Raw genomic sequence first — 19,545 nt, 5'->3', positions numbered from 1 at the left:
GCTTTTGACCGATTACCGGATCTACGTTTTAAGCCGCAAGCAGCGGCTCGCGGCGATTGGCGCCGGGAGCCTGTTTGGCTTTGGAGCCGCATGGATGCTTTACGGCAATCCGTATGTCGCGCTGGCGGCGGCCTTGTGCGGAATGGGGGGGCCTCGCTTGCTGCGGGAGCAGCTTCGCAGGCAGCGACTGGACAAGCTTCGCCGCCATTTCAAAGAAGCGCTCGGCGCTTTGTCGGCGCTGCTGTCGGCAGGAAGGTCGGTGGAGAACGCCTTTTCGGTGCTGGAGCAGGATGTCGCCATGCTGATCGGGGATCCGAACGCCGATTTGCTTCGGGAAATCAGGGCGATCGTCATCCGCTTTCGTAACGGCGAGCCGTTCGAAGCGGGACTTGCCGATTTTGCCGAGCGAAGCGGGCTGGAAGAGGTGCGGAACTTCGCGGAAGCTTTCCAGATCTGCAAGCGGGCAGGGGGCAATCTCGTCGAAGTCGTCCGGAGAACGGCCGGTCTTATCGGCGAAAAGATGGAGGTGGAGCAGGAAGTGACGGTGCTGATCGCGCAGAAAAAACTCGAGTCGAAGCTGATGATGGCGATGCCGTTTGGGTTTGTTTTTCTGCTGCAGGTTATCGCCAGCGATTATATGTCCGCCCTGCGGCAGGGCATCGGTTGGGTGGTGCTGACGGCCTGCTTGTCGCTGCTGGGGCTGATCAGCTGGTGGATGGCGCGTTTGATGGATATCCGGATATGATGGCGGCCGCAATCTCAGTTTGGAGCCTCTTCGGTCTTGTCTATTTGCTGCTGCACCTGCAAGCTTTGAAAACCGCCCGCGGGGGCGGGAAGCGGAACCTTCTCGCGGCTCCGATGGCGCGGCTTTTGAACCGTCCCCCCATCTACAGGCATCTGCTTGGCTTGCTGCAGCGTCCGCAAGCGGCGCTGGCGGCGCTCCATGGCGGGGCGTGCACAAGAGAACGATTAATCGGCTGGGCGGCGGAAGCTCTTGGGTTGTCCTATGCGGTTTTTCTTTCCGTCGGCTTGCTCGGCATCGCGGCCGAGAGCCCGGAGCTCGTTCCGTTCGGCGCGGTCGTTGCCGCGCTGATGCCGCTGCTGCGATGGCGGGAATTGAAAGAAAAGGTGAACCGGCATCGCCAGTCGATCGTGCTGGAGCTCCCCGAGCTGCTGAATCGGCTGCTGCTGATGGTCAATGCCGGCGAAAACGTCATGCGGGCGCTGGAACGCTGCGTCCAGAGGCAGGCGGCTGACGGGCATCCGCTTTACGCGGAGCTGAGATCGGCGCTCGAAGCGATGAAGCGCGGCGAGACGATGGCGATCGCGATGGAAGAGTTCGGTCGGCGCTGCGCCGTGCCGGAAGCGAAAATGTTCGCCTCGACGCTGCTGACGAACGCGAAGCGGGGCGGCGAGACGTTCGTTTCCTCGTTGAGGGAGTTGTCCCAGACGCTTTGGGAGAGAAGGAAAGCCGTCGCACGCACGCTGGGCGAACAGGCGTCCTCCAAAATGGCGTTCCCGCTCGTGCTGATTTTTTTGATCGTGATGGTGCTCGTCGGCACGCCGGCTATGTTCATGATGTCGATCTGAAAACGATGGAGGAGGAATTTCGAAATGAGCTTGACAAGACGAATGCAGCGCGCCGGCGCCAAGTGGCTAACGGCATTTTGGAGAAACAAAGAGGGCCTGGGAACCCTGGAAATCGTGCTGATCGCCGCCGTGATCATCGTCATCGTGGTGTTGTTCAGGGAAAGAATTACGGAATTCCTGAATTCGCTCTTTGACAAAGTGGAGACGAAATCGGAAGATGTCTTCTCTTAAAAAACGACGCCTTCCGTTCCCCCGCCGCCTTCTGGACAGCTCCGGCAGCTTTGCGCTGGAAGCTTCCATGGTCGTCCCGATCATCATGATGCTTACGTTCGTCGCGCTATTTTTCGCCATTTTCATCGCCCAGGGCGCGATATTGTACTATAACGTTTCGATAGCGGGGGAGAGGGCCGCTTTCAATTGGTCGAATTCGAACAAGGAGTTCCGAACCGGAGCTTATCCGAACGGAGTTCACGACGGTTTGTATTGGCGCCTGACGGACGATCGTTTGTTGGCCGGACTGTTCGGACAGGCCGTCGCGGAATCGGACTCCGGCGTACCGCTTCCCGCCGAAGCAGGGGCGGACGAAGGAAACCTCGCGCTCCGCAAGCTTTCCGCTTCCGCGGAGACGATCGATTCGGCCGCCACGGGCGAGATGAGCTACCGAAACTCGGTGATATGGCGGGAAATCGCGACCGCCGCGCAAAGCGAGCTGGCCCCGGAACCGCTTCGCCGTTTTAACGGCACGACGGTTTTCGGCATGAAGGCATCCGCGGCGATCGTGGAGCCGGCGGAATTTTTGCGGACAATCGATCTTCTCCGCTATTACTCGGTGAAAATCCGGAACGCGGCGGGCGGAGCGGCCGCCTACCGCAAACAGGCCGCCGGCGTCCTGGAAGAGCGAAAGAGCCAATAAGAGAGGAGGGGGAACCCTTGCCGTGGGAACGAAAGGAACAAGACGCCGGCCGAAGAAAACGCGCGGAAGGAGCCGTTTCCGTTTATTTTATCGCGGCGACGGCGGCTTTCGTTTTGCTGAACGGCCTGCTGATCGATTTCGCCCGGGTAGCCGCTTTTCGCAAGCAGGCCGAGCTCGCGGCGAAATCGGGCGCCCGCTCGGTCCTGTCCTCCTTCGATCCGGGAGTATATGCCCGGTACGGCTTGTTTATCCGGGGAGGCGAGCCGGCAAACGATGTGTTTCGCCGAACGCTGGAAGGCAATCTGGAGCAGGACGGCCCGCGGACGTTCCGGTTTCTGGATGCGAGGTGGGACGGCTCGGAAGTGACGGAAAGCCGTCCGCTCGCTTCGCACGACGTATTTCGCCGACAGGTGCTGGAGGACATGAAGTACAAGGCTCCGATCGATTTGACGATCGAGCTGCTGTCGCGATTTCGCGGCGTGGACGAAGCGATGAAGGAGACGAAGCGGACGGTCGACGTGCTGGAGAAGATGCGGAAGGCTTACGACCGCCGGCAAGCCGCTCTGGAGGAAGTTCTGAAGCGCCAGAAGGAAGCGGGAGAAAAGCTGGAGAAAGCGATGGCGGGCTACGTTCCCGATCCGGCCGTCTCCATGTCGGGGACAAGGCCGGCGAGAGATGTCGCCGACATCGCGGACGCGGCGCTGATGTATCCGGATTACTGGACGAAACGTATGGAGGACGAGGAACGCAGCCGGGCGCACGGCGAAGCGGTCGCGCAATGGAACAGCCGCCGCGAGGCGGCGGCAGCGGAAGGAAAGCCGTTTCGCGAGCCTTATCCTGCCGGCGGGGCGATGCATACGGCGGCGACGAACGCATACGCTTCCGGGATGGCGGAAATCGCGTCCGATTTGCCGGACAAGCTGCGCAAGGCGGAACGAGAGGCATGGGAAGCGCTCGAAGCGGCGAAAGAGGCTTTGCGCGCTGCGGAAGAGGCGAACGAGGAAATGCGCGAAATCGCGGCGAACGCCTCGGATTCGGCGGAAGAAGCTTCGGGTTCGGTCGGCGCGGGTGCCGGAGCCGGCGGAATCGGGAAGGAGGCGAGCGAGACGCTGAGGGAGCTTCGGCAATCGGCGGACGAGTTGGTTATGGACAACGGCTTTTTTGCCGATTACGCGGGCGAATTGAACGGGCAGCAAGCGGATGCCTCGGAAATCGCGGCGGCGGCGGAAGCTTTCGGGGAGACGGCAGCTTCCGCGCCGGACGCATCCGGACTTGGCGTAACGTTGAGAAGCTGGGCGGAGCGTCTTCAGTCTTCGGGCGCGCATTACCGTTCCCGATACGGGTCTTCGGGCTCCGTCTTGAAGGCGAGGCGGGATCGGCTGGATCAATTGAATTCCGCGGACAAGGAGCGAAAGCGGATGGAATCGGAAGCCGCCGTCCAGTGGGAGTCCGCCCGCTCTCTCCTTGGCGGCTTGGCCGCCATCGGGGGCACTTCCGCGGATCGGGAAGCGTTCGCCGAGCTGACGGAGCTTTACGAAAGCAACCTGGCGTGGAACGAAGCGGAGGACAGCCGGACGGAACCCGTCCCTTCGCGAGATCCTTCGCAGGGGAGGGACGAAGCCGTCGGCGCCGCGGAAGGGTGGCTTAGCGCCTTGACCGAAGCGGCATTGAACGCCAGGGACACGTTATATTTTGCCGAGTATGCCATATCCCGTTTTTCCATCTCCGATCATGCGGAGGTCATGGCCCTGCTCGCCGGAACGGGGGAGGGGGCGACGAGCCCGGAGCGGCAGGAGGCCGAGTTTATTTTGTACGGGCTGAACCATCCCGGCGGCAATATCGCGGCGGCTTACGGTGAAATATTCTCGCTCCGGCTGGCGATCCGGACGATGGAGGGATTGATCGAAAGCCGGACGCTCGGACATCCTCTGCTCGTGCTTGCGGGCGCACTGCTGTACGCGGTCGCGAATGCCGTGGCGGATATCCGGCAGCTATTGGATTCGGGAACGGTCCTGTTGTCCAAATTTTTGAAGGCGGAGACGGCATACTCCGATTACTTGCGTTTGTTTTACTTGCTTCAAGGCGGGTCCGCCGGGCAAATCGCCCGAATGATCGCCGTTATCGAACGAAATACGGGACTAACGCTCCAAAAAGCTTACACCTATGTTAGCGGCACGGGAAGGGCAACTCTGCGGCTTTGGTTTTTTCCCGGCGTGGCCGGTGCGTTGGGGAAAATAGGGCAGATGGGCGGAGAGGTGGCAGGGAACCGTTATGAAGCCGAGTTTACGGCAGACGACGCTTACCAGTAACGGCCGAGCAAAACGGAGATCGGCAGGGAGCGTCACGCTCGAGGCCGCGCTTGTCATGCCGATGTTTTTGCTGACGGTCTTGTTTCTCATTTTTCTGATTCAAACTTCGATCATTGCGATGTCGCTTCACGGAGCGTTATCGCAGACCGTCAGGCAAGTCGCGTCCGCCTGGTATCCGATAGCGCTCGCTGTCGATGAAGTCAGGTCGACCCCCATTTATCAAAAAACGGAAGAATGGTCCGCGAAGCTGCAAGGGATCGGCGAGACGCTGGCCGAGTACGGGGAGCGGCTTCCTTCCCCTTTGCCGGAATGGGCCAGGGAAGCCGCAGACGGCTCATGGTCGCTCGAACAAAACGCGGCCAGAGCGGCGTTCGGACAAATGCTCAAGCGGCAGCTGGAAGGGACGGGACTTGCGGAAGATCGTTTGGACGTCGTGAATGTCGAGCTGCCGGACGACGATGATGCGGCGGAAGCGTTTTTGACGATCGAGGCGGAATACCGGCTGCCGTTCAAGGTGCCGTTCGTCGGCCGAACGCTGCTGCTTCGCGAGTCGGCAAGGGAGCGGGTATGGTACGGCGGCTCGCCATCTGCCGCCCGGCGCTCCGAAGCGGGGGCCGAAACGGGAACGCTGACCTTTGTGTCCATTTCGCCCGATCCGGTCACGCGGGGCCGAAAGGTGACGCTGCGGCTGCGAACCGAGCCGGGACAGCAGGTCGATCTTACCGTCGTTTACAAGAGCGGGGAGAGCCAGGCGAAAAATCTCGGGACCGCGACGGCGGACGAATCGGGCGTCGTGACCTGGACGTGGCACGTTTCGGGAAACACGACGCCAGGGCAGTGGTCCTGGGAGGCGCGGTCCGCAAGCGGCGCTCTTTTGACGCAAACCTTTGAAGTCAGAGCCAAAGCTTGACCGCCGAATTACGAGGCGGCAGCTCCGTTTGGCTATCGTACGGAATTTTCGCAAACGGTTGGAGGCCGGGTATGGACTTAGTTGAAGCGGTCGCGCTCGCCGCGGTATCGACGCTTACTTTCATTGCTTGCTGGACGGATTTGCGGAAAATGGAAATTCCGAACGTCCTGACCGTTCCGTTCGCCTTGGCCGGGCTTGTTTATCACGGCTCGACGCAAGGCTGGGACGGATTGGGGAGCTCCGTTTCGGGATTGCTGTGCGGCATGGCGCCGCTGCTTGTTTTGTATCTGCTTCGGGGAATCGGCGGGGGGGATGTCAAGTGGTTTGCCGCTTACGGGGCTTGGACCGGCGTCGCGCAGGCGCTTGCGCTCGCCTTTTGGTCGATCCTCTTTGCGGGAGGGATTGCGGCTCTGCTGCTCATGATGCGCGCTCCGGGCTTAAGAAAAATCGGCAAAGCCGTAGCCTGGCCATGGGGACGGCACCCGTTGGAGGCGGCCAAGGGAGCGGCCAAATTTCCGTTTATGCTGGCGGTGGTTCCCGCGTTCGCCGTATTGACGTGGGGACAATTCGCCTAGCTCTGCCAAGGAGGGGGAGAAATGGACGGTTACAAAATCAGATTCGAACGGGGAAGGGGCCATAAAATGATCGTCGAAGGGGAACCTCCGATCGGGATTTCCGAGCTGGATTCGCTCCAACTCTCGATGCTGCGGGCCTGTAAAGCGCCCGGCCTTCTCGAGCTCGAAACGGAAGAACTGAACGGCAGGATCGCGTTGCGGTATGCTTTGTCGGGACGCCGGATGCTGTCGCAGGCGCTGCGCGGGGGACGTTGGACGATGGAAGAAGCGATGTCCGCCTTCTGTTCTTTGGCGGATATGCTGGAAAATGCCGAGGATATGATGCTGGATCGCGAGCGTTTCGCGTTGACCGACGATTTTATTTTTATCGGAGAGCAGGGGCACGATCTATCTTTTACTTATTTGCCGGTCCTCAGGGGCGCGCCCGGGGGCGATTTTTCCGCGACGCTCGAGCGTCTGGTCGTTCGCTGGCTCATGCATGTGGACCGTCCCGACGGCCTCGCCATGAAAAAGCTGCTGCAAATCGCGGGATCGGCCGATTTTTCCCCGGCGGCGCTTCGCCGTTGTTCCAGGGAGATCGCGGCGGAGGGTTCGATCGCTTGGCCGGAGCCGCAAAGCGCTTCGAGCATGCGGCAGGAGCGGCCGGCTCGCCCGGCGGCGGCAAGCCTGCACCGGGAAAACATCGGGGATGCGTCCAATCGGGGCCCTTCCGCCGATTCGGTTGCCCGCCCGAACGGAAGAACGGTTGCCGCTTCGGAGCCCGCGTCCGTTCCCGGCGGTTTGCTGAAGCGGCTTAAGCCCGAACTGCAGGATCCGCAAAGTTTATCCGGGTTGCTGGGCGCGGAGAACGGACCCGAAAAGCGCAACGAGGAAAAAGAAGCGATGCCCGTCGGACGGATTCGAACGTATGCCGCCGCATGCGCGGCGCTCGCTTCCGCCTTGGCGTGGCGTTTCTTGTATTTGCCTTCGCCGGGAACGCGAAATATGGCGTTATCCGCGGGTCTTACGCTGCTGGCTTTCGGCGCTTGCGCTTTCCTCTGGAACGGCTTGCCCTTTTGGAAAAAAGAGCGCCGTGCCGCTGCGGAAACGGCTTCCTCGTTCGATGAGCCGTTTTCGGAAAGAGAAAGCGAAAGAGAGATGGAGGAGGGATTTCGTCCAGCCGCGAGGGAAGCCGGAGGATCAAGGTTTGCGCCTTTCGCCGCACCTTCGCATCGGGATGCCGAAGGGGCGGGCGGCCTGGCGCCAAAGCGGCAAACCGGGGCGGCCGGCGCGTTCTCCTTCGGCCTGATCGACAGAGAGACCGAAGAACGTCCCGATTCGGAGCACCGGACGAGCTGGCTGTCCGGCAACGGCGCGGAGACCGCGATGCTTGCCGAGTTAACTGCGGAGGCCAAAGCTTACTTATGCAAAGAAACCGACGGAAAGCAAGTGAAATTCGAGCTTTGCGGTCCCTCCGTGGTTCTCGGGAGATCCGGCGAGGCCGCCCAACTGATCGATAACACGCAGGGCGTCTCCCGGGCCCACCTGGAATTAATCCGTCAGGATCGACTCTGGCAGGCGAAGGATCTCGGTTCCCGCAACGGAAGCTGGATTAACGGCATGCCGATGACGCCGTACGAGCCGTACCCGCTGAAAAACGGCGACAGCCTGCAAGTCGCGTCGTCCGTTTATCGATACGACGAAAGTTGATCCGGCTCAGCGGGCGGTCAAATCCCGCAACGCATCCTCGAGCCTGGGGAAGGCGAATTCAAAACCGTGTTCCAGCGCTTTGAGCGGGAATGCCATCTGACCCGCGAGCACAAGCTCCGCCCTTTCCCCCAGCGCGGCCTCCAGCAGGGTGGAAGGGATCGGAAGCCAATGGGGCCGACGCGTAATTTCACCCAGGATGCGGCCGAAGTCGTCGTTCGTAACCGGATCCGGAGCGACCGCGTTGACCGGGCCTTCGATATCGGGATTGTCGAGGCAAAATAAAATAAGCGACACGACGTCATTCAGATGAATCCATGGCATTCCCTGATTTCCCGCGCCCATTCTTCCGCCGGCGAAGAGCCGGTAAGGCAATCTTAACAGCGGAAACGAACCGTTTTTGCGACCGAGCACGAGTCCCAGGCGCAGCTTGACGAGCCGTTCGACCGGAATTTGATCCGCCGCCTCTTCCCAGGCGACGACGACGCGTCCGAGATAATCGGCCGGTTCGGGGGGCGAGTTTTCGTCGAACAACTCTTCGATGAACGATTGCGCGAAGTCGGCGGGCTGCGCCGGTTCTTCCGCCGCCGAAAGAGCGTCCGGAGCGAATGCGGAAGCGTCGTTCGGGGCGCCGCTCTCGATATGCCCCTCGGCCGGACCGGGATGTTCCCGGGCTTCGGCCGGGCTCGCTTCTTTTCGCTTCTCCGCGGAGGAGGGCAACCCGGGCCAGGCATCGGCGGCTTCGTTTGCGTCGATCCGGGACGGACGGACCCGCGAAAACCCTTTTATCCCGTTTGCATAAACGCTTTGCGCCGGCTGCTCTTCCGGCAACGGTTCGGCGGAGGGGAGGTTCTTCTCGGATTCCGGTGCTTTACTTGCGCCGAAAGCGGCTTTAAGCGGCTCGTCGCCCGTTTCCGGATACGGCTCCGCGGACATCGAAACGGCCTCGGATGCCTTTGCTGCAAGGCCGTTTGTCGTTTCGGCAACGGGTTCCGGGCGTGAAGGGGGGTTCGGGGATGGTTCGTCGTCCGAAACCGGTGCGTAGGCCGCCTTCGCCCGGCTGGTCGCGCTGTACGAATGCCCGTATATCGCGACGGCCGAAGCGTTTACGACGACTTTGGGCGGGACGGGCATCCGTTTGACGATGTCGGCGACATGCATCGCCGCCTGCGTTCGGGAAATGAGGATTCGCCGTTTTGAATCCTCGCTCCAGCGCTGGTTGATTGTTTCGCCGGCCAAATTTACGATGCCGTCGATTCCGTTCCAGCGGGCGGGGTTTTTGGACAACTCTTCCCAGGTAACATAGAGAAAGCCCGCGGCCGGGGCCGCAGGCAGCTTTCGGGTCACGATCCACACTTCGTCTCCGCGGTCGAGCATGGCCTCGGCTAGCGCCCGGCCGATAAACCCCGTACCGCCGCAAATCAAAAATCGCATGACTTGCGCTCCTTTTTGGCTTTATTGCTTCTCAATGGTAAGAATCGTATTTTGCTTGACTTGCTCGCCGTCTACATCCAGCGTATCTTGACGGTATTCGAAGCGTACGGGCGTGCCTTGTTCCCAATCGGAAACTTTCTCCGCCGTCGCTTCGTCGATTTGGAAGCCGGTCGGGCCGTCCTCGGTTTCGATTTCGATCGAATGGCTGTCCATCAGCCCGATATATTCGCCGGTCGCTTCCAGCAATTCCGGAGCTTCGTCCGAAGGACTCGCACTCGGCGATTCGGGAGCCGAAGACGGGCTGGCGGAAGGACTGGCGGAAGGACTGGCGGAAGGACTTGCCGTCGGCGTTCCGCTTGCGTTCGTTGCGTTATTTTCATTGCTGCATGCCGCCGCTACCATAAGCAGAGACAGGATTGCGACGTACCAGGCGAATTGTTTGCCGTAATGTTTGCCGGATCTTTTCATAGGATCTAGCACCTCCAGGAGTTAGTCGATGATCTGAGCTGTCGAAACAGGCCCTCATGAGGTTAGACGGCTCGCAAGCGCAAAGGTTTCGTTATTTCTATTATTCAACCGCTTGCCGCGATTCCGAAACGTCGCCGATCAGATGCCGGTATTTCGAATAGTCGATTCCGTTCTTCTCCAAAAAACTGACCAAAAACGAGTGGTCCCGCTTCGGCGTCGCGAGGATGTAGCCTTCGATGCAATGCTCCTCCGTGACGCTCTTGGCGCCGCTTTCGACGGCGAGCTGCCCGATTCGGGCAGCGATGGAATGCTTCGCGATATCGCGGAACGCGGACGGCACCGGCGAAGCCAGCTTGTCCAGCATCGCTTTCGATTCCTCCGTCCATAGCGGCCGGCTTTTTTCCACCCAATAGTTCTGCCAATCCAGCTTCGACTTGCCGTCCTGCTTGGGCAGAACTTTAAGAAATTTGCGGAACATGAAAAAGCCGCCGACGCACATAAAGCCGACCATCACGATCGTCCAAAACCCGATGAAATACATGAACCATTCGGGCGTGTTTCTCATAGCCGTACCACCTCGTATTCAGCGCGCATGAATTCTTCATCGTTAAATTATATCTCATTTCTAGATTTATTTCGACGTTCGCGCTACAATAGGGGATGATCCAAACGGACGCCCGGACCGGTCCGGATACGGCACCGCGCTTGGCGTCGATACGGAGAGGAGCAGCTCAATGCTTAAAATCGGATCTCATGTATCTTTTTCGGACAAGGGTTTGCTGACGGCGGCCAAAGAAGCGGTATCCTACGGTTCCAGCACGTTCATGATTTATACCGGAGCCCCGCAGAACACGCGCCGCAAGCCGATCGAGAGCTTGTACATTCCCGAGGGTAGGGAACTGATGGCGGAAGCCGACATCGGCGAGATCGTCGTTCATGCCCCCTACATTATCAACCTCGGTTCTTATAAGAACGACACCTTCGAGCTGGCGGTCAATTTCCTTCAGGAGGAAATCCGCCGCACGCATCATATCGGGGTCCGAAATATCGTTCTTCATCCGGGAGCGTACACGGACAAGGATCCCGAATACGGCATCGACCGCATCGCCGAAGGTTTGAACGAAGTGCTCGGCGGAACGAAGGAGACGGACGTCAATATCGCGCTCGAAACGATGGCCGGCAAAGGCTCGGAAATCGGGCGAACCTTCGAGGAGATCGCCGCCATTATCGAGCGCGTCGAAGACAATCATCGCCTCGCCGTCTGCATGGACACCTGCCACATGCACGACGCCGATTACGATATCGTGAACGATTTCGACGGCGTCATCCGCAAATTCGACGAAATCGTCGGTCTCGACCGCGTAGCCGTCGTCCATATCAACGACAGCAAAAATCCGCAAGGAGCGGCCAAAGACCGCCACGCGCCGGTCGGGTCGGGCTGGATCGGTTTCGACGCGATCGACCGGATCGTGCATCACGAAGCGCTGCAAGGCAAGCCGTTTATTTTGGAAACCCCGTGGATCGGAAAGGTCGCGGGGAAGGAGCGCCCAATGTACGAAACCGAAATCGCCATGCTCCGCGGCAATGCCCAGGAGCGCTTCGGCGGCGAGTTTTTGGAGGATGTCGAGCGCCTGCACCATTTTTTCGAACGGGAAGAGATCGTGCCCCGGCTGTATGTGCTGCAGACGTGGGAATTGCTCAAATCCGACGCCAAAGCCCGCAAAGCCGATCCGCGCGAACCGATGGAGCGCCTGTACGACCTTGCGGTCGAAAACCGGGTGCTGTCCGCCGACTACACGGAAGAAGAAATCAACCATCGCTTGACCGCAAGCCTTGCGGGCAAGGAATGGCTCGCCAAGGTTTGATCCGGCAGACGGAACGATAGAAAGGAAGCGTAATCGATGAGTCTCAACGTTTACAAGGCGCAGGAGGCCCGGCAAAGGGAAGAAAACAAAAATCGCGCCCGCATGCTGATCTCCTGCCCGGATCGCCCGGGGATCGTGGCGACGGTTTCGCAATTTTTGTACGAGCAGGGCGCCAACATTATCCAATCCGACCAATACACGATGAACCCCGAGGGCGGCATGTTTTTCATGCGGATCGAATTCGACCTGAGCGAGCTGGAGCGGAAGCTGCCGTCGCTGCAGGAGGATTTCACGCGCGTCGCCGACCGGTTCGACATGCGATGGAGCGTGTATCGGGCAAGCCGGAACAAGCGAATCGCCGTGATGGTGTCCAAAGAGGATCATTGCCTGCTCGAGCTGCTTTGGCAATGGCAGTCCGGCGATCTGAACGCCGACATCGCCATGGTCATCAGCAACCACGACGATATGCGCGGGCTGGTCGAATCCTACGGGATTCCTTATCATCATATCCCCGTCACTCCGGATACGAAGGCGGAAGCCGAGCGCAAGCAATTGGAACTGACGGCTACCGGAAAAATCGATCTGGTCGTGCTTGCGCGCTATATGCAAATCGTGACGCCCAAGTTTATCGAGCAATTTCCGAACCGCATCATCAATATTCACCACTCGTTCCTCCCCGCTTTCGTCGGCGGCAAGCCATACCATCAGGCATACGACCGCGGCGTCAAGCTGATCGGGGCGACCGCGCACTACGTGACTGCGGAACTCGATGCGGGACCGATCATCGAGCAGGACGTTCAGCGGGTCAGCCATCGCAACGACGTCGACGAATTGAAACGAATCGGCCGCCATATCGAGCGTATCGTACTGGCTCGCGCCGTCAAGTGGCATGCGGAGGACCGTCTGGTCGTGTACCAGAACAAGACGGTCGCTTTCGTTTGACGTTCGCTATGGCGACGCGCGAGGAGCAAACGGTCATCGAAGGCCGGGTAGCCTACGACGTGGAGAATGACGAATGGGTCATGTACATCGACGACCGCTTCGTCGACATGGCGGATTTGTATGCGGCCGTCAATCGCCGGCTTGCGGAGCGGAATTTGCCGCCGCTTAAGGCCGGCGACGAGTTGGAAGTGAAGCTTAGGCGGTAGCGGCTTTCGCTTTCGCCCGCATGCCGCTGCCGCTTGAAGCGCAGTTTCCTTGCCCTTGGGGCGCAGTCGCGCGCCCTTGAGCGCAGTCTCGGGCCGTTTCCGGACGCGGAGCCGATGCTCAGCTTGTACGTACAAGTTGTGGTAAAACCAGACGCCCCGTGGTACAATAGGTGGGATAAACCGGCAGCCGTGCCTGGTTTCGGTTTGTGATTTATCGCAGGCGTTCAACGTCTATGCGACATATAGAAGGAGGTTTTTTACGAAATGACCGCAAGTGCGAAATCCATTGAACAATTGTCGGTTACGACGGTTCGTACGCTGGCGATCGACGCCATCGAGAAAGCTAAATCCGGCCACCCGGGCATGCCGATGGGCGCTGCGCCGATGGGCTATCAACTGTTTGCCAAAACGATGACCCACAACCCGTCCAATCCGACCTGGATCAACCGCGACCGTTTCGTTCTGTCCGCGGGCCACGGCTCGATGCTGCTTTACTCGCTGCTCCATTTGAGCGGCTACGACCTGCCGATCGAAGAACTGAAAAACTTCCGCCAATGGGGCTCCTTGACTCCGGGGCATCCGGAAGTCGGGCACACGGCCGGCGTCGACGCTACGACGGGTCCGCTTGGCCAAGGGATCGCGATGGCCGTCGGCATGGCGATGGCCGAAGCTCAGCTTGGGGCCACCTATAACCGCGAAGGCTTCGACCTGATCAACCACTACACCTACTCCATTTGCGGCGACGGCGACTTGATGGAGGGCATTTCCTCCGAAGCCGCATCGCTTGCGGGACACCTGAAGCTGGGCAAGCTGATCGTGCTTTACGATTCGAACGACATCTCGCTCGACGGCGAACTGAACCTTTCGTTCTCGGAAAACGTCGCCAAGCGTTTTGAAGGATATAACTGGCAAGTGCTGCGGGTGGAAGACGGCAACGACCTCGGCGCGCTGTCCGAAGCGATCGCCGCCGCCCAGGCCGAAACGGGCAAGCCGACGCTGATCGAAGTCAAAACGGTCATCGGCTACGGCTCGCCGAACAAGGGCGGCAAAGGCGGACACGCCGGACCGCACGGTTCCCCGCTCGGCTCCGAGGAAGCGAAGCTTACCAAGGCGTTTTACGAATGGGAGCATGAAGAATTCCATGTGCCGGACGAAGTCCGCGCTCACTTTGCCGAAGTGAAAGCGAAAGGCGAGAAGGCGAATGCCGCATGGGACGAGCTGTATGCCAAGTACAAATCGGCGCACGCGGAGCTCGCAGCCCAATTCGAAAACGCCGTTTCCGGCGGTTTGCCGCAAGGTTGGGATGCGGATCTCCCGGTTTATTCGACGGAAGACAAGCCTCTGTCGACCCGCGTCGCTTCGGGCAACGCGCTCAACGGACTGGCGAAAAACGTTCCGCACCTCGTCGGCGGTTCCGCCGACCTGGAAAGCTCGACGATGACCCATCTGAAAGGTTTGCCCGTATACAAGGCCGGCCAATACGACGGCCGCAACATTTATTTCGGCGTTCGCGAGTTCGGGATGGCCGCGGCGATGAACGGCATCTCGCTGCACGGAGGCCTGAAGGTTTACGGCGGCACGTTCTTCGTCTTCACCGACTATTTGCGTCCGGCCGTTCGTCTCGCCGCGATCATGAAACAACCGGTCGTCTACGTGCTGACCCACGACTCGATCGCCGTCGGCGAAGACGGCCCTACCCATGAGCCGATCGAGCAGCTGGCATCGATTCGCGTCATCCCGGGATTGACGGTCATCCGTCCGGCTGACGGCAACGAAACGTCCGCCGCTTGGGCGTACGCCGTCCAAAACAACGCCAATCCGGTTGCGCTCGTTCTCACCCGCCAAAACCTGCCGATCTTGGCCGGCACGGCGGAAAAAGCGCGCGAAGGCATCGCCAAGGGCGGATACGTCATTTCCGAAGCCGCAAACGGCAATCCGCAAGGCATTCTGATCGCGACGGGGTCGGAAGTTCAGCTCGCGATCGCTTCGCAAAAGGCGCTTGCCGAACAAGGCGTTCACGTCCGCGTCGTCAGCCTGCCGAGCTGGGACCTGTTCGAGAAGCAATCGACGGAATACAAGGAAAGCGTGCTGCCGAAATCGGTCAAAGCCCGCCTTGCGATCGAAATGGCTTCCCCGTTCGGCTGGGAACGGTATGTCGGGGATAGCGGCGCGATTCTCGGCATTTCCACCTTCGGCGCTTCCGCTCCGGGCGACCGCGTCATCAAGGAATACGGCTTTACCGTCGAAAACGTCATCGCACAGTTCAATAAATTGCTGTAATTCAACGGGCGCCCGGGGCGAAAGCCGCCGGGCGCTTCATAAGGCCGTTGCCATCACACAGGAGGCTTTCCAACATGTCCCAATTCGATAACGTCAGCGTCGTCAAGCAAGCGAACATTTATTTCGAAGGAAAAGTCACGAGCCGTACCGTCAAATTTCCGGACGGAACCCATAAGACGCTTGGCATCATGCTGCCGGGCGATTACGAGTTCGGCACTTCGCAAACCGAAATTATGAAAATTATGGCCGGAGAGCTGACCGTGCAGCTTCCCGGAAGCGAGGAGTGGATTTCGATTTCCGGTACGGGCGAGTTCACCGTTCCGGCCAACTCGAAGTTCAAATTAAAAGTTACGCAAACGACCGATTATCTTTGTTCCTACCTGTAATCGAATGCGAAAGCCAAAAACCTTCCCTTGCGAACGCGTCGTTCATCGGGGAAGGTTTTTTAAGTTTCTTCGGGCATGTGCAGCGCGTCTTCGCACTTTATGGCGGTATCCCGTTGGGTCAGTACGGGTTTTTGTCGCACTTTATGGCGGTATCCCGTTGGGTCGGTGATAGGCAAACTAAACGCTTCTGGTTTCGGTATCCGGACAAAAAGCGCAGCACTGAGCGAACGGGATATCGCAACCAGGCAGCGCAAAACGGATTACCGAGTACGGGGGCACGCCGACCTCACTCCCCGATGCGCCGGCCGATCCACGATTCGTAAATGCGGGCGAGCGCGGCCAGATCCTCGTCGCCGTAGCCGGCCGACTGGCCGGCCTGGAACAGGCTTTTGGCCGCTTCCAGCATCGGCGTCGGCACGCCGAGCCCGTCCGTCAACGCGGACGACAGCTTCAGATCCTTCAGCATGAGCGCCAGCGAAAACTGAACGCTGAACTCATGCTCGATTACTTTGCGCCCTTTCAGCTCGGCCTGTTTGCTCGCGGCGCCGCCGCCCTGTACGACGCGGAGGAACGATTCGGCGTCGATCCCCGCTTTGGCCGCGATCGCCATGCCTTCGAACAGCCCGGCGGCGTTGATGCCGACGATCGTATTGTGGGCAAGCTTCGCCGAGGCCCCGCTTCCGTTTTCCCCCATGTGAAGCACTTCGCGCCCCATCGCCAGCAGCAGCTCGCGGCACGCGTCCACGGTCGCCTTAGGGCCGCCAACCATAAACAGCAGCGTGCCGTCGATGGCGGCCGGCTTGCTTCCCGTTACCGGCGCGTCCAGGAAGCCGGCCGACTTCGCGCCTAGCTCGGCGGCAAGCCGCTTCGCGAGGCTCGGCGAAATCGTGCTGCTGTCAATGACGGTCGATCCTGCCCGAATTCCCTCCATAATGCCTTCGTGCCCGAAATAGACGTCCTCGATCGCCCGGTCGTTGCTGATCATCGTCATGACGACTTCCGAGGTTTCCGCAAGCTCTGCCGGGGATGACGCCGCGACGGCGCCAAGCTTTTCGAGCTCCGCCGTTTTTCCCGGCGTGCGATTGTAGACGGCCAGTTCGTATCCCTTGCGAACCAGGTTGGCCGCCATGGGCTGGCCCATGACGCCAAGTCCGACAAATCCGATTTTTTTCACGGGTGAAACCTCCATTCTTTTCATCATAACCTTTGTATCATATTTTCCTAATGATGGGAACTTATAAGATGAAGACTTAATGAAACTCATTCGTACAAGCTTGTGCCGCGTCTTTTTTTTGAGTATCCTTAAGCTACGTAAATCAAAGAAGCGACGCGCGCCTTTATGCGTGCCGATAGGAATTGAAGGGAGAAGTGTAAAGTGTCCGCTAACATTCGTTTGGATTATTCCAAAGCGCTGCAATTCATCGGGCAAAACGAGATCGACAATCTGGCTCCGGCCATCCGCCTCGCGCATGAGCAGCTGCATAACGGTACCGGCACCGGATCCGACTATCTCGGCTGGATCAACCTGCCGTTCGATTACGACAAAGAGGAATTCGCCCGCATTCAGGCGGCCGCGAAGCAAATTCAGTCCGATTCGGAAGCGCTCGTCGTCATCGGCATCGGCGGCTCCTATCTCGGCGCCCGCGCCGCGATCGAGATGCTGTCGCACTCGTTTTACAATACGCTCGGCAAAGAACAGCGCAAAACGCCGCAAATTTTCTTCGCCGGCAACAACATCAGCTCCACCTACGTAACCCACCTGCTTCAGGCGCTCGAAGGCAAGGACTGGTCGATCAACGTCATTTCCAAATCCGGCACGACGACCGAGCCGGCGATCGCTTTCCGCATTTTCCGCGACGCGCTGGAGAAGAAGTACGGCAAGGAAGCCGCCAAGAAGCGCATCTACGCCACGACCGACAAGGCGCGCGGAGCTCTCAAGAAGCTGGCGACCGAAGAAGGCTACGAAACGTTCGTCATTCCGGACGACGTGGGCGGACGCTATTCGGTTCTGACGGCCGTCGGCCTGCTGCCGATCGCCACGGCGGGCATCGATATCGAAGCGATCATGAAGGGCGCGCAGGAAGCGGCCAAGCTGTATAACAATCCGAACGTGAGCGAGAATCCGGCTTACCAATACGCGGCGATCCGCAACGCGCTGTATCGCAAAGGCAAGACGGTGGAAATTCTCGTCAACTACGAGCCGGGCCTGCACTTCGTGTCCGAATGGTGGAAGCAGCTGTACGGGGAAAGCGAAGGCAAGGATTACAAGGGCATTTATCCCGCATCGGTTGACTTTTCCACGGATTTGCACTCGATGGGGCAATTTATTCAAGAGGGCAACCGGATTATTTTCGAAACGGTGCTGCAGGTCGGCGAGGTGCCGGAGCAGATTACGATCGAGAGCGACCCGGCCGATCTGGACGGCCTGAACTTCCTGGCGGGCAAAACGCTCGACTTCGTCAACAAAAAGGCGTTCGAGGGCACGCTCCTCGCGCACACGGACGGCCAAGTGCCGAATCTGGTCGTTCACCTGCCGGATATGACTCCGCATACGTTCGGCCAGCTCGTCTACTTCTTCGAAATCGCGTGCGGCGTGAGCGGCTACTTGCTCGGCGTCAACCCGTTCGATCAGCCGGGGGTCGAGGCATACAAGAAAAACATGTTCGCGCTGCTTGGCAAACCGGGCTTCGAAGCGGAGAAAAAAGCGCTGGAAGCTCGCCTGTAAGTACGACAGCGCCAAAAAACGGCCTCATCCCGAAACGGGGGATGCGGCCGTTTTTTTGTCCGCGTTATTGGCTTCGCGGCGATCTCCTCGCGGCGATCTTATCGAAGAGATCTCAGCGCCTTGCCGGGGCGGCGGGCGGCGCGGTCGACGTCCGCACGACGAGTTCGGGCTCGAGCAGGACGGCGGACCCTTCGGCGCCATTCCCTCGTGCTCCGGTCTCCTCGATCATGGCGATCAGCCTGCGGGCCAACGTAGCGGCGATGGTCGCGATGTCGACGCCGACGGAGGTGACCGGGACTTCCAAGTTGTCCATCTGCGGAATGTGGTCGTAACCGACGATCGAGACGTCGTCGGGGACGCGGATGCCCGATTCCGCCGCCGCGCGCATCATGCCGCGGGTGAGATCGTAGCTGCCGCCGAACAGCGCCGTCGGCCGGTCGCGCCGCTTGAGCAGCTCCTTGGCGGCAACGTAGCCGTCGTGGAACTCCATGCCGGAAATGGCGGCGACCGCCTTTTCCGCCGGCTCCCGCTTTCCGAGCCGCCGCAGCTCGTCGAGAAACGCCGACGCCTTTTCTTCTTGGAGGGGGTCGCCCCCCTCCGGCCGGCCGATGTAGGCGATATCCCGGTGACCCAGCTCGTACAGGTGCCGGACGGCGAGGCGCACCGCCTTTTGCCGGTTGACGTCGAGCGACGGGAACCCGGAACGGACGGCGTTCCCGTAGCACAGAATCGGGATGCCGGACGGGCTCGGGACGCCGAGCAGCGGCTCGTCCTTTTCCGAAAACAGCAAGATCGCGTCCACCTGGAAGCGGCGGAACGTCTCGATGGCGGCGTCGGCCCGGTTGATCGACAGCAGCGTAGCGTAGCCGCTGTCCTCAAGCTCCGCATTGATCAGCGTGATCAGGGCGGACAGCGTCGTGCGCTCGACGGACGGCCAGACGACGCCGACGACCCCGCTGCGCTTGGAGACGAGGCTCCGGGCGGCGATGTTCGGCCGGTAGCCCATCTCCTCGGCGATGGCGAGTATTTTCGCCTTTGTCTTCTCCTGAACGAGCGGACTGTTGCGAAGCGCCTTCGAGACGGTCGAAAAACTCACTCCGGCACGCTCGGCGATGTCTTTAATCGTTACGGACATAGGACGCGACAACCTCCGCACAGTTTTTTAACAACGTTGTTATTTTCTTTAATCTTAATCGATCGCGGAATGAAAAGAAAGCCTCATTTTCATTTTCGGGATGTATGGACATCGGGAATCG

19 protein-coding genes are annotated in these 19,545 nt (G+C 59.8%); 14 read left to right on the top strand and 5 right to left on the bottom strand.

Annotation, left to right across the window (positions count from 1 at the left end; all coding sequences use genetic code 11):
• Positions 1-4: 4 nt before the first annotated feature.
• The 8 genes from JW799_RS01680 to JW799_RS01645 all read left to right on the top strand — a co-directional run bounded on the left by JW799_RS01680 (position 5) and on the right by JW799_RS01645 (position 7,986).
• Positions 5-745, top strand: a complete 741-nt coding sequence (locus tag JW799_RS01680; RefSeq protein ID WP_205428400.1) for a type II secretion system F family protein — start codon at positions 5-7, stop codon at positions 743-745.
• Positions 742-1,590, top strand: coding sequence for a type II secretion system F family protein (locus tag JW799_RS01675; RefSeq protein ID WP_205428398.1), 849 nt, complete (start codon positions 742-744; stop codon positions 1,588-1,590). The genes JW799_RS01680 and JW799_RS01675 overlap by 4 nt, the downstream gene beginning before the upstream one ends.
• A 24-nt stretch (positions 1,591-1,614) precedes the next feature.
• Complete coding sequence (locus JW799_RS01670) at positions 1,615-1,821, top strand: Flp1 family type IVb pilin (protein WP_205428396.1); 207 nt, start codon at positions 1,615-1,617, stop codon at positions 1,819-1,821.
• The gene (locus JW799_RS01665) at positions 1,808-2,503 is read left to right on the top strand and encodes a pilus assembly protein (protein ID WP_205428394.1); all 696 of its coding nucleotides are present in this window, start codon (positions 1,808-1,810) and stop codon (positions 2,501-2,503) included. Before JW799_RS01670 ends, JW799_RS01665 begins: the two co-directional genes overlap by 14 nt.
• Before the next feature lie 17 nt (positions 2,504-2,520).
• Positions 2,521-4,812, top strand: a complete 2,292-nt coding sequence (locus tag JW799_RS01660; protein ID WP_205428392.1) for a hypothetical protein — start codon at positions 2,521-2,523, stop codon at positions 4,810-4,812.
• Positions 4,775-5,722 carry a TadE family protein gene (locus JW799_RS01655; protein ID WP_139787223.1) on the top strand — a complete coding sequence of 316 codons (948 nt, stop codon included), beginning with the start codon at positions 4,775-4,777 and terminating at the stop codon, positions 5,720-5,722. Before JW799_RS01660 ends, JW799_RS01655 begins: the two co-directional genes overlap by 38 nt.
• Before the next feature lie 71 nt (positions 5,723-5,793).
• Positions 5,794-6,297, top strand: a complete 504-nt coding sequence (locus JW799_RS01650) for an A24 family peptidase (protein WP_205428391.1) — start codon at positions 5,794-5,796, stop codon at positions 6,295-6,297.
• A gap of 21 nt (positions 6,298-6,318) precedes the next feature.
• The gene (locus JW799_RS01645; RefSeq protein WP_205428390.1) at positions 6,319-7,986 is read left to right on the top strand and encodes a DUF6382 domain-containing protein; all 1,668 of its coding nucleotides are present in this window, start codon (positions 6,319-6,321) and stop codon (positions 7,984-7,986) included.
• Between the two features lie 6 nt (positions 7,987-7,992).
• Here JW799_RS01645 and JW799_RS01640 read toward each other — a convergent pair whose 3' ends face one another.
• From JW799_RS01640 to JW799_RS01630, 3 genes are all read right to left on the bottom strand, one after another.
• Positions 7,993-9,417, bottom strand: a complete 1,425-nt coding sequence (locus tag JW799_RS01640; RefSeq protein ID WP_080836322.1) for a DUF1731 domain-containing protein — start codon at positions 9,415-9,417, stop codon at positions 7,993-7,995.
• Positions 9,418-9,438: 21 nt separating this feature from the next.
• Complete coding sequence (locus JW799_RS01635) at positions 9,439-9,885, bottom strand: hypothetical protein (protein ID WP_080836324.1); 447 nt, start codon at positions 9,883-9,885, stop codon at positions 9,439-9,441.
• A gap of 100 nt (positions 9,886-9,985) precedes the next feature.
• Complete coding sequence (locus JW799_RS01630) at positions 9,986-10,450, bottom strand: DUF2621 domain-containing protein (RefSeq protein WP_080836326.1); 465 nt, start codon at positions 10,448-10,450, stop codon at positions 9,986-9,988.
• A gap of 169 nt (positions 10,451-10,619) precedes the next feature.
• On the opposite strand from JW799_RS01630, the gene JW799_RS01625 reads away from it, so the two are divergent.
• The 5 genes from JW799_RS01625 (at position 10,620) to ppnP (ending at position 15,564) form a co-directional block, all read left to right on the top strand.
• Positions 10,620-11,750: a deoxyribonuclease IV gene (locus JW799_RS01625; RefSeq protein ID WP_080836328.1), complete on the top strand. Its 1,131-nt coding sequence runs from the start codon at positions 10,620-10,622 to the stop codon at positions 11,748-11,750.
• 36 nt (positions 11,751-11,786) lie between these two features.
• On the top strand, positions 11,787-12,692 hold the full coding sequence (gene purU, locus JW799_RS01620) for a formyltetrahydrofolate deformylase (RefSeq protein ID WP_080836330.1): 906 nt from the start codon (positions 11,787-11,789) through the stop codon (positions 12,690-12,692).
• The gene (locus JW799_RS01615; RefSeq protein WP_080836333.1) at positions 12,689-12,898 is read left to right on the top strand and encodes a hypothetical protein; all 210 of its coding nucleotides are present in this window, start codon (positions 12,689-12,691) and stop codon (positions 12,896-12,898) included. The genes purU and JW799_RS01615 overlap by 4 nt, the downstream gene beginning before the upstream one ends.
• A 264-nt stretch (positions 12,899-13,162) precedes the next feature.
• Positions 13,163-15,178, top strand: a complete 2,016-nt coding sequence (gene tkt / locus JW799_RS01610; RefSeq protein WP_080836335.1) for a transketolase — start codon at positions 13,163-13,165, stop codon at positions 15,176-15,178.
• A 74-nt stretch (positions 15,179-15,252) separates the two neighbouring features.
• Complete coding sequence (ppnP, locus tag JW799_RS01605; protein ID WP_080836337.1) at positions 15,253-15,564, top strand: pyrimidine/purine nucleoside phosphorylase; 312 nt, start codon at positions 15,253-15,255, stop codon at positions 15,562-15,564.
• 286 nt (positions 15,565-15,850) lie between these two features.
• Here ppnP and JW799_RS01600 read toward each other — a convergent pair whose 3' ends face one another.
• Positions 15,851-16,738: an NAD(P)-dependent oxidoreductase gene (locus JW799_RS01600; RefSeq protein ID WP_080836338.1), complete on the bottom strand. Its 888-nt coding sequence runs from the start codon at positions 16,736-16,738 to the stop codon at positions 15,851-15,853.
• Between the two features lie 201 nt (positions 16,739-16,939).
• Between JW799_RS01600 and JW799_RS01595 the strand changes: the two genes are divergently transcribed.
• Positions 16,940-18,289, top strand: a complete 1,350-nt coding sequence (locus tag JW799_RS01595; RefSeq protein WP_080836340.1) for a glucose-6-phosphate isomerase — start codon at positions 16,940-16,942, stop codon at positions 18,287-18,289.
• A 112-nt stretch (positions 18,290-18,401) separates the two neighbouring features.
• Here the strand turns inward: JW799_RS01595 and JW799_RS01590 are convergent, their stop codons facing one another.
• Positions 18,402-19,424, bottom strand: a complete 1,023-nt coding sequence (locus JW799_RS01590; RefSeq protein ID WP_080836341.1) for a LacI family DNA-binding transcriptional regulator — start codon at positions 19,422-19,424, stop codon at positions 18,402-18,404.
• Positions 19,425-19,545 lie beyond the last annotated feature (121 nt).

This window comes from Cohnella algarum, from assembly GCF_016937515.1.
In the GTDB taxonomy this organism is placed as follows: domain Bacteria; phylum Bacillota; class Bacilli; order Paenibacillales; family Paenibacillaceae; genus Cohnella; species Cohnella algarum.
The sequence above is the reverse complement of the archived record's forward strand: the minus strand, read 5'-3'. Positions and strand labels throughout refer to the sequence as shown.

Coding starts and splice junctions, on each gene's coding strand:
- JW799_RS01675 (WP_205428398.1), top strand. CDS start 742: ATGATGGCGGCCGCAATCTCAGTTTGGAGCCTCTTCGGTCTTGTCTAT.
- JW799_RS01670 (WP_205428396.1), top strand. CDS start 1,615: ATGAGCTTGACAAGACGAATGCAGCGCGCCGGCGCCAAGTGGCTAACG.
- JW799_RS01665 (WP_205428394.1), top strand. CDS start 1,808: ATGTCTTCTCTTAAAAAACGACGCCTTCCGTTCCCCCGCCGCCTTCTG.
- JW799_RS01655 (WP_139787223.1), top strand. CDS start 4,775: ATGAAGCCGAGTTTACGGCAGACGACGCTTACCAGTAACGGCCGAGCA.
- JW799_RS01650 (WP_205428391.1), top strand. CDS start 5,794: ATGGACTTAGTTGAAGCGGTCGCGCTCGCCGCGGTATCGACGCTTACT.
- JW799_RS01645 (WP_205428390.1), top strand. CDS start 6,319: ATGGACGGTTACAAAATCAGATTCGAACGGGGAAGGGGCCATAAAATG.
- JW799_RS01640 (WP_080836322.1), bottom strand. CDS start 9,417: ATGCGATTTTTGATTTGCGGCGGTACGGGGTTTATCGGCCGGGCGCTA.
- JW799_RS01635 (WP_080836324.1), bottom strand. CDS start 9,885: ATGAAAAGATCCGGCAAACATTACGGCAAACAATTCGCCTGGTACGTC.
- JW799_RS01630 (WP_080836326.1), bottom strand. CDS start 10,450: ATGAGAAACACGCCCGAATGGTTCATGTATTTCATCGGGTTTTGGACG.
- JW799_RS01625 (WP_080836328.1), top strand. CDS start 10,620: ATGCTTAAAATCGGATCTCATGTATCTTTTTCGGACAAGGGTTTGCTG.
- purU (WP_080836330.1), top strand. CDS start 11,787: ATGAGTCTCAACGTTTACAAGGCGCAGGAGGCCCGGCAAAGGGAAGAA.
- tkt (WP_080836335.1), top strand. CDS start 13,163: ATGACCGCAAGTGCGAAATCCATTGAACAATTGTCGGTTACGACGGTT.
- ppnP (WP_080836337.1), top strand. CDS start 15,253: ATGTCCCAATTCGATAACGTCAGCGTCGTCAAGCAAGCGAACATTTAT.
- JW799_RS01590 (WP_080836341.1), bottom strand. CDS start 19,424: ATGTCCGTAACGATTAAAGACATCGCCGAGCGTGCCGGAGTGAGTTTT.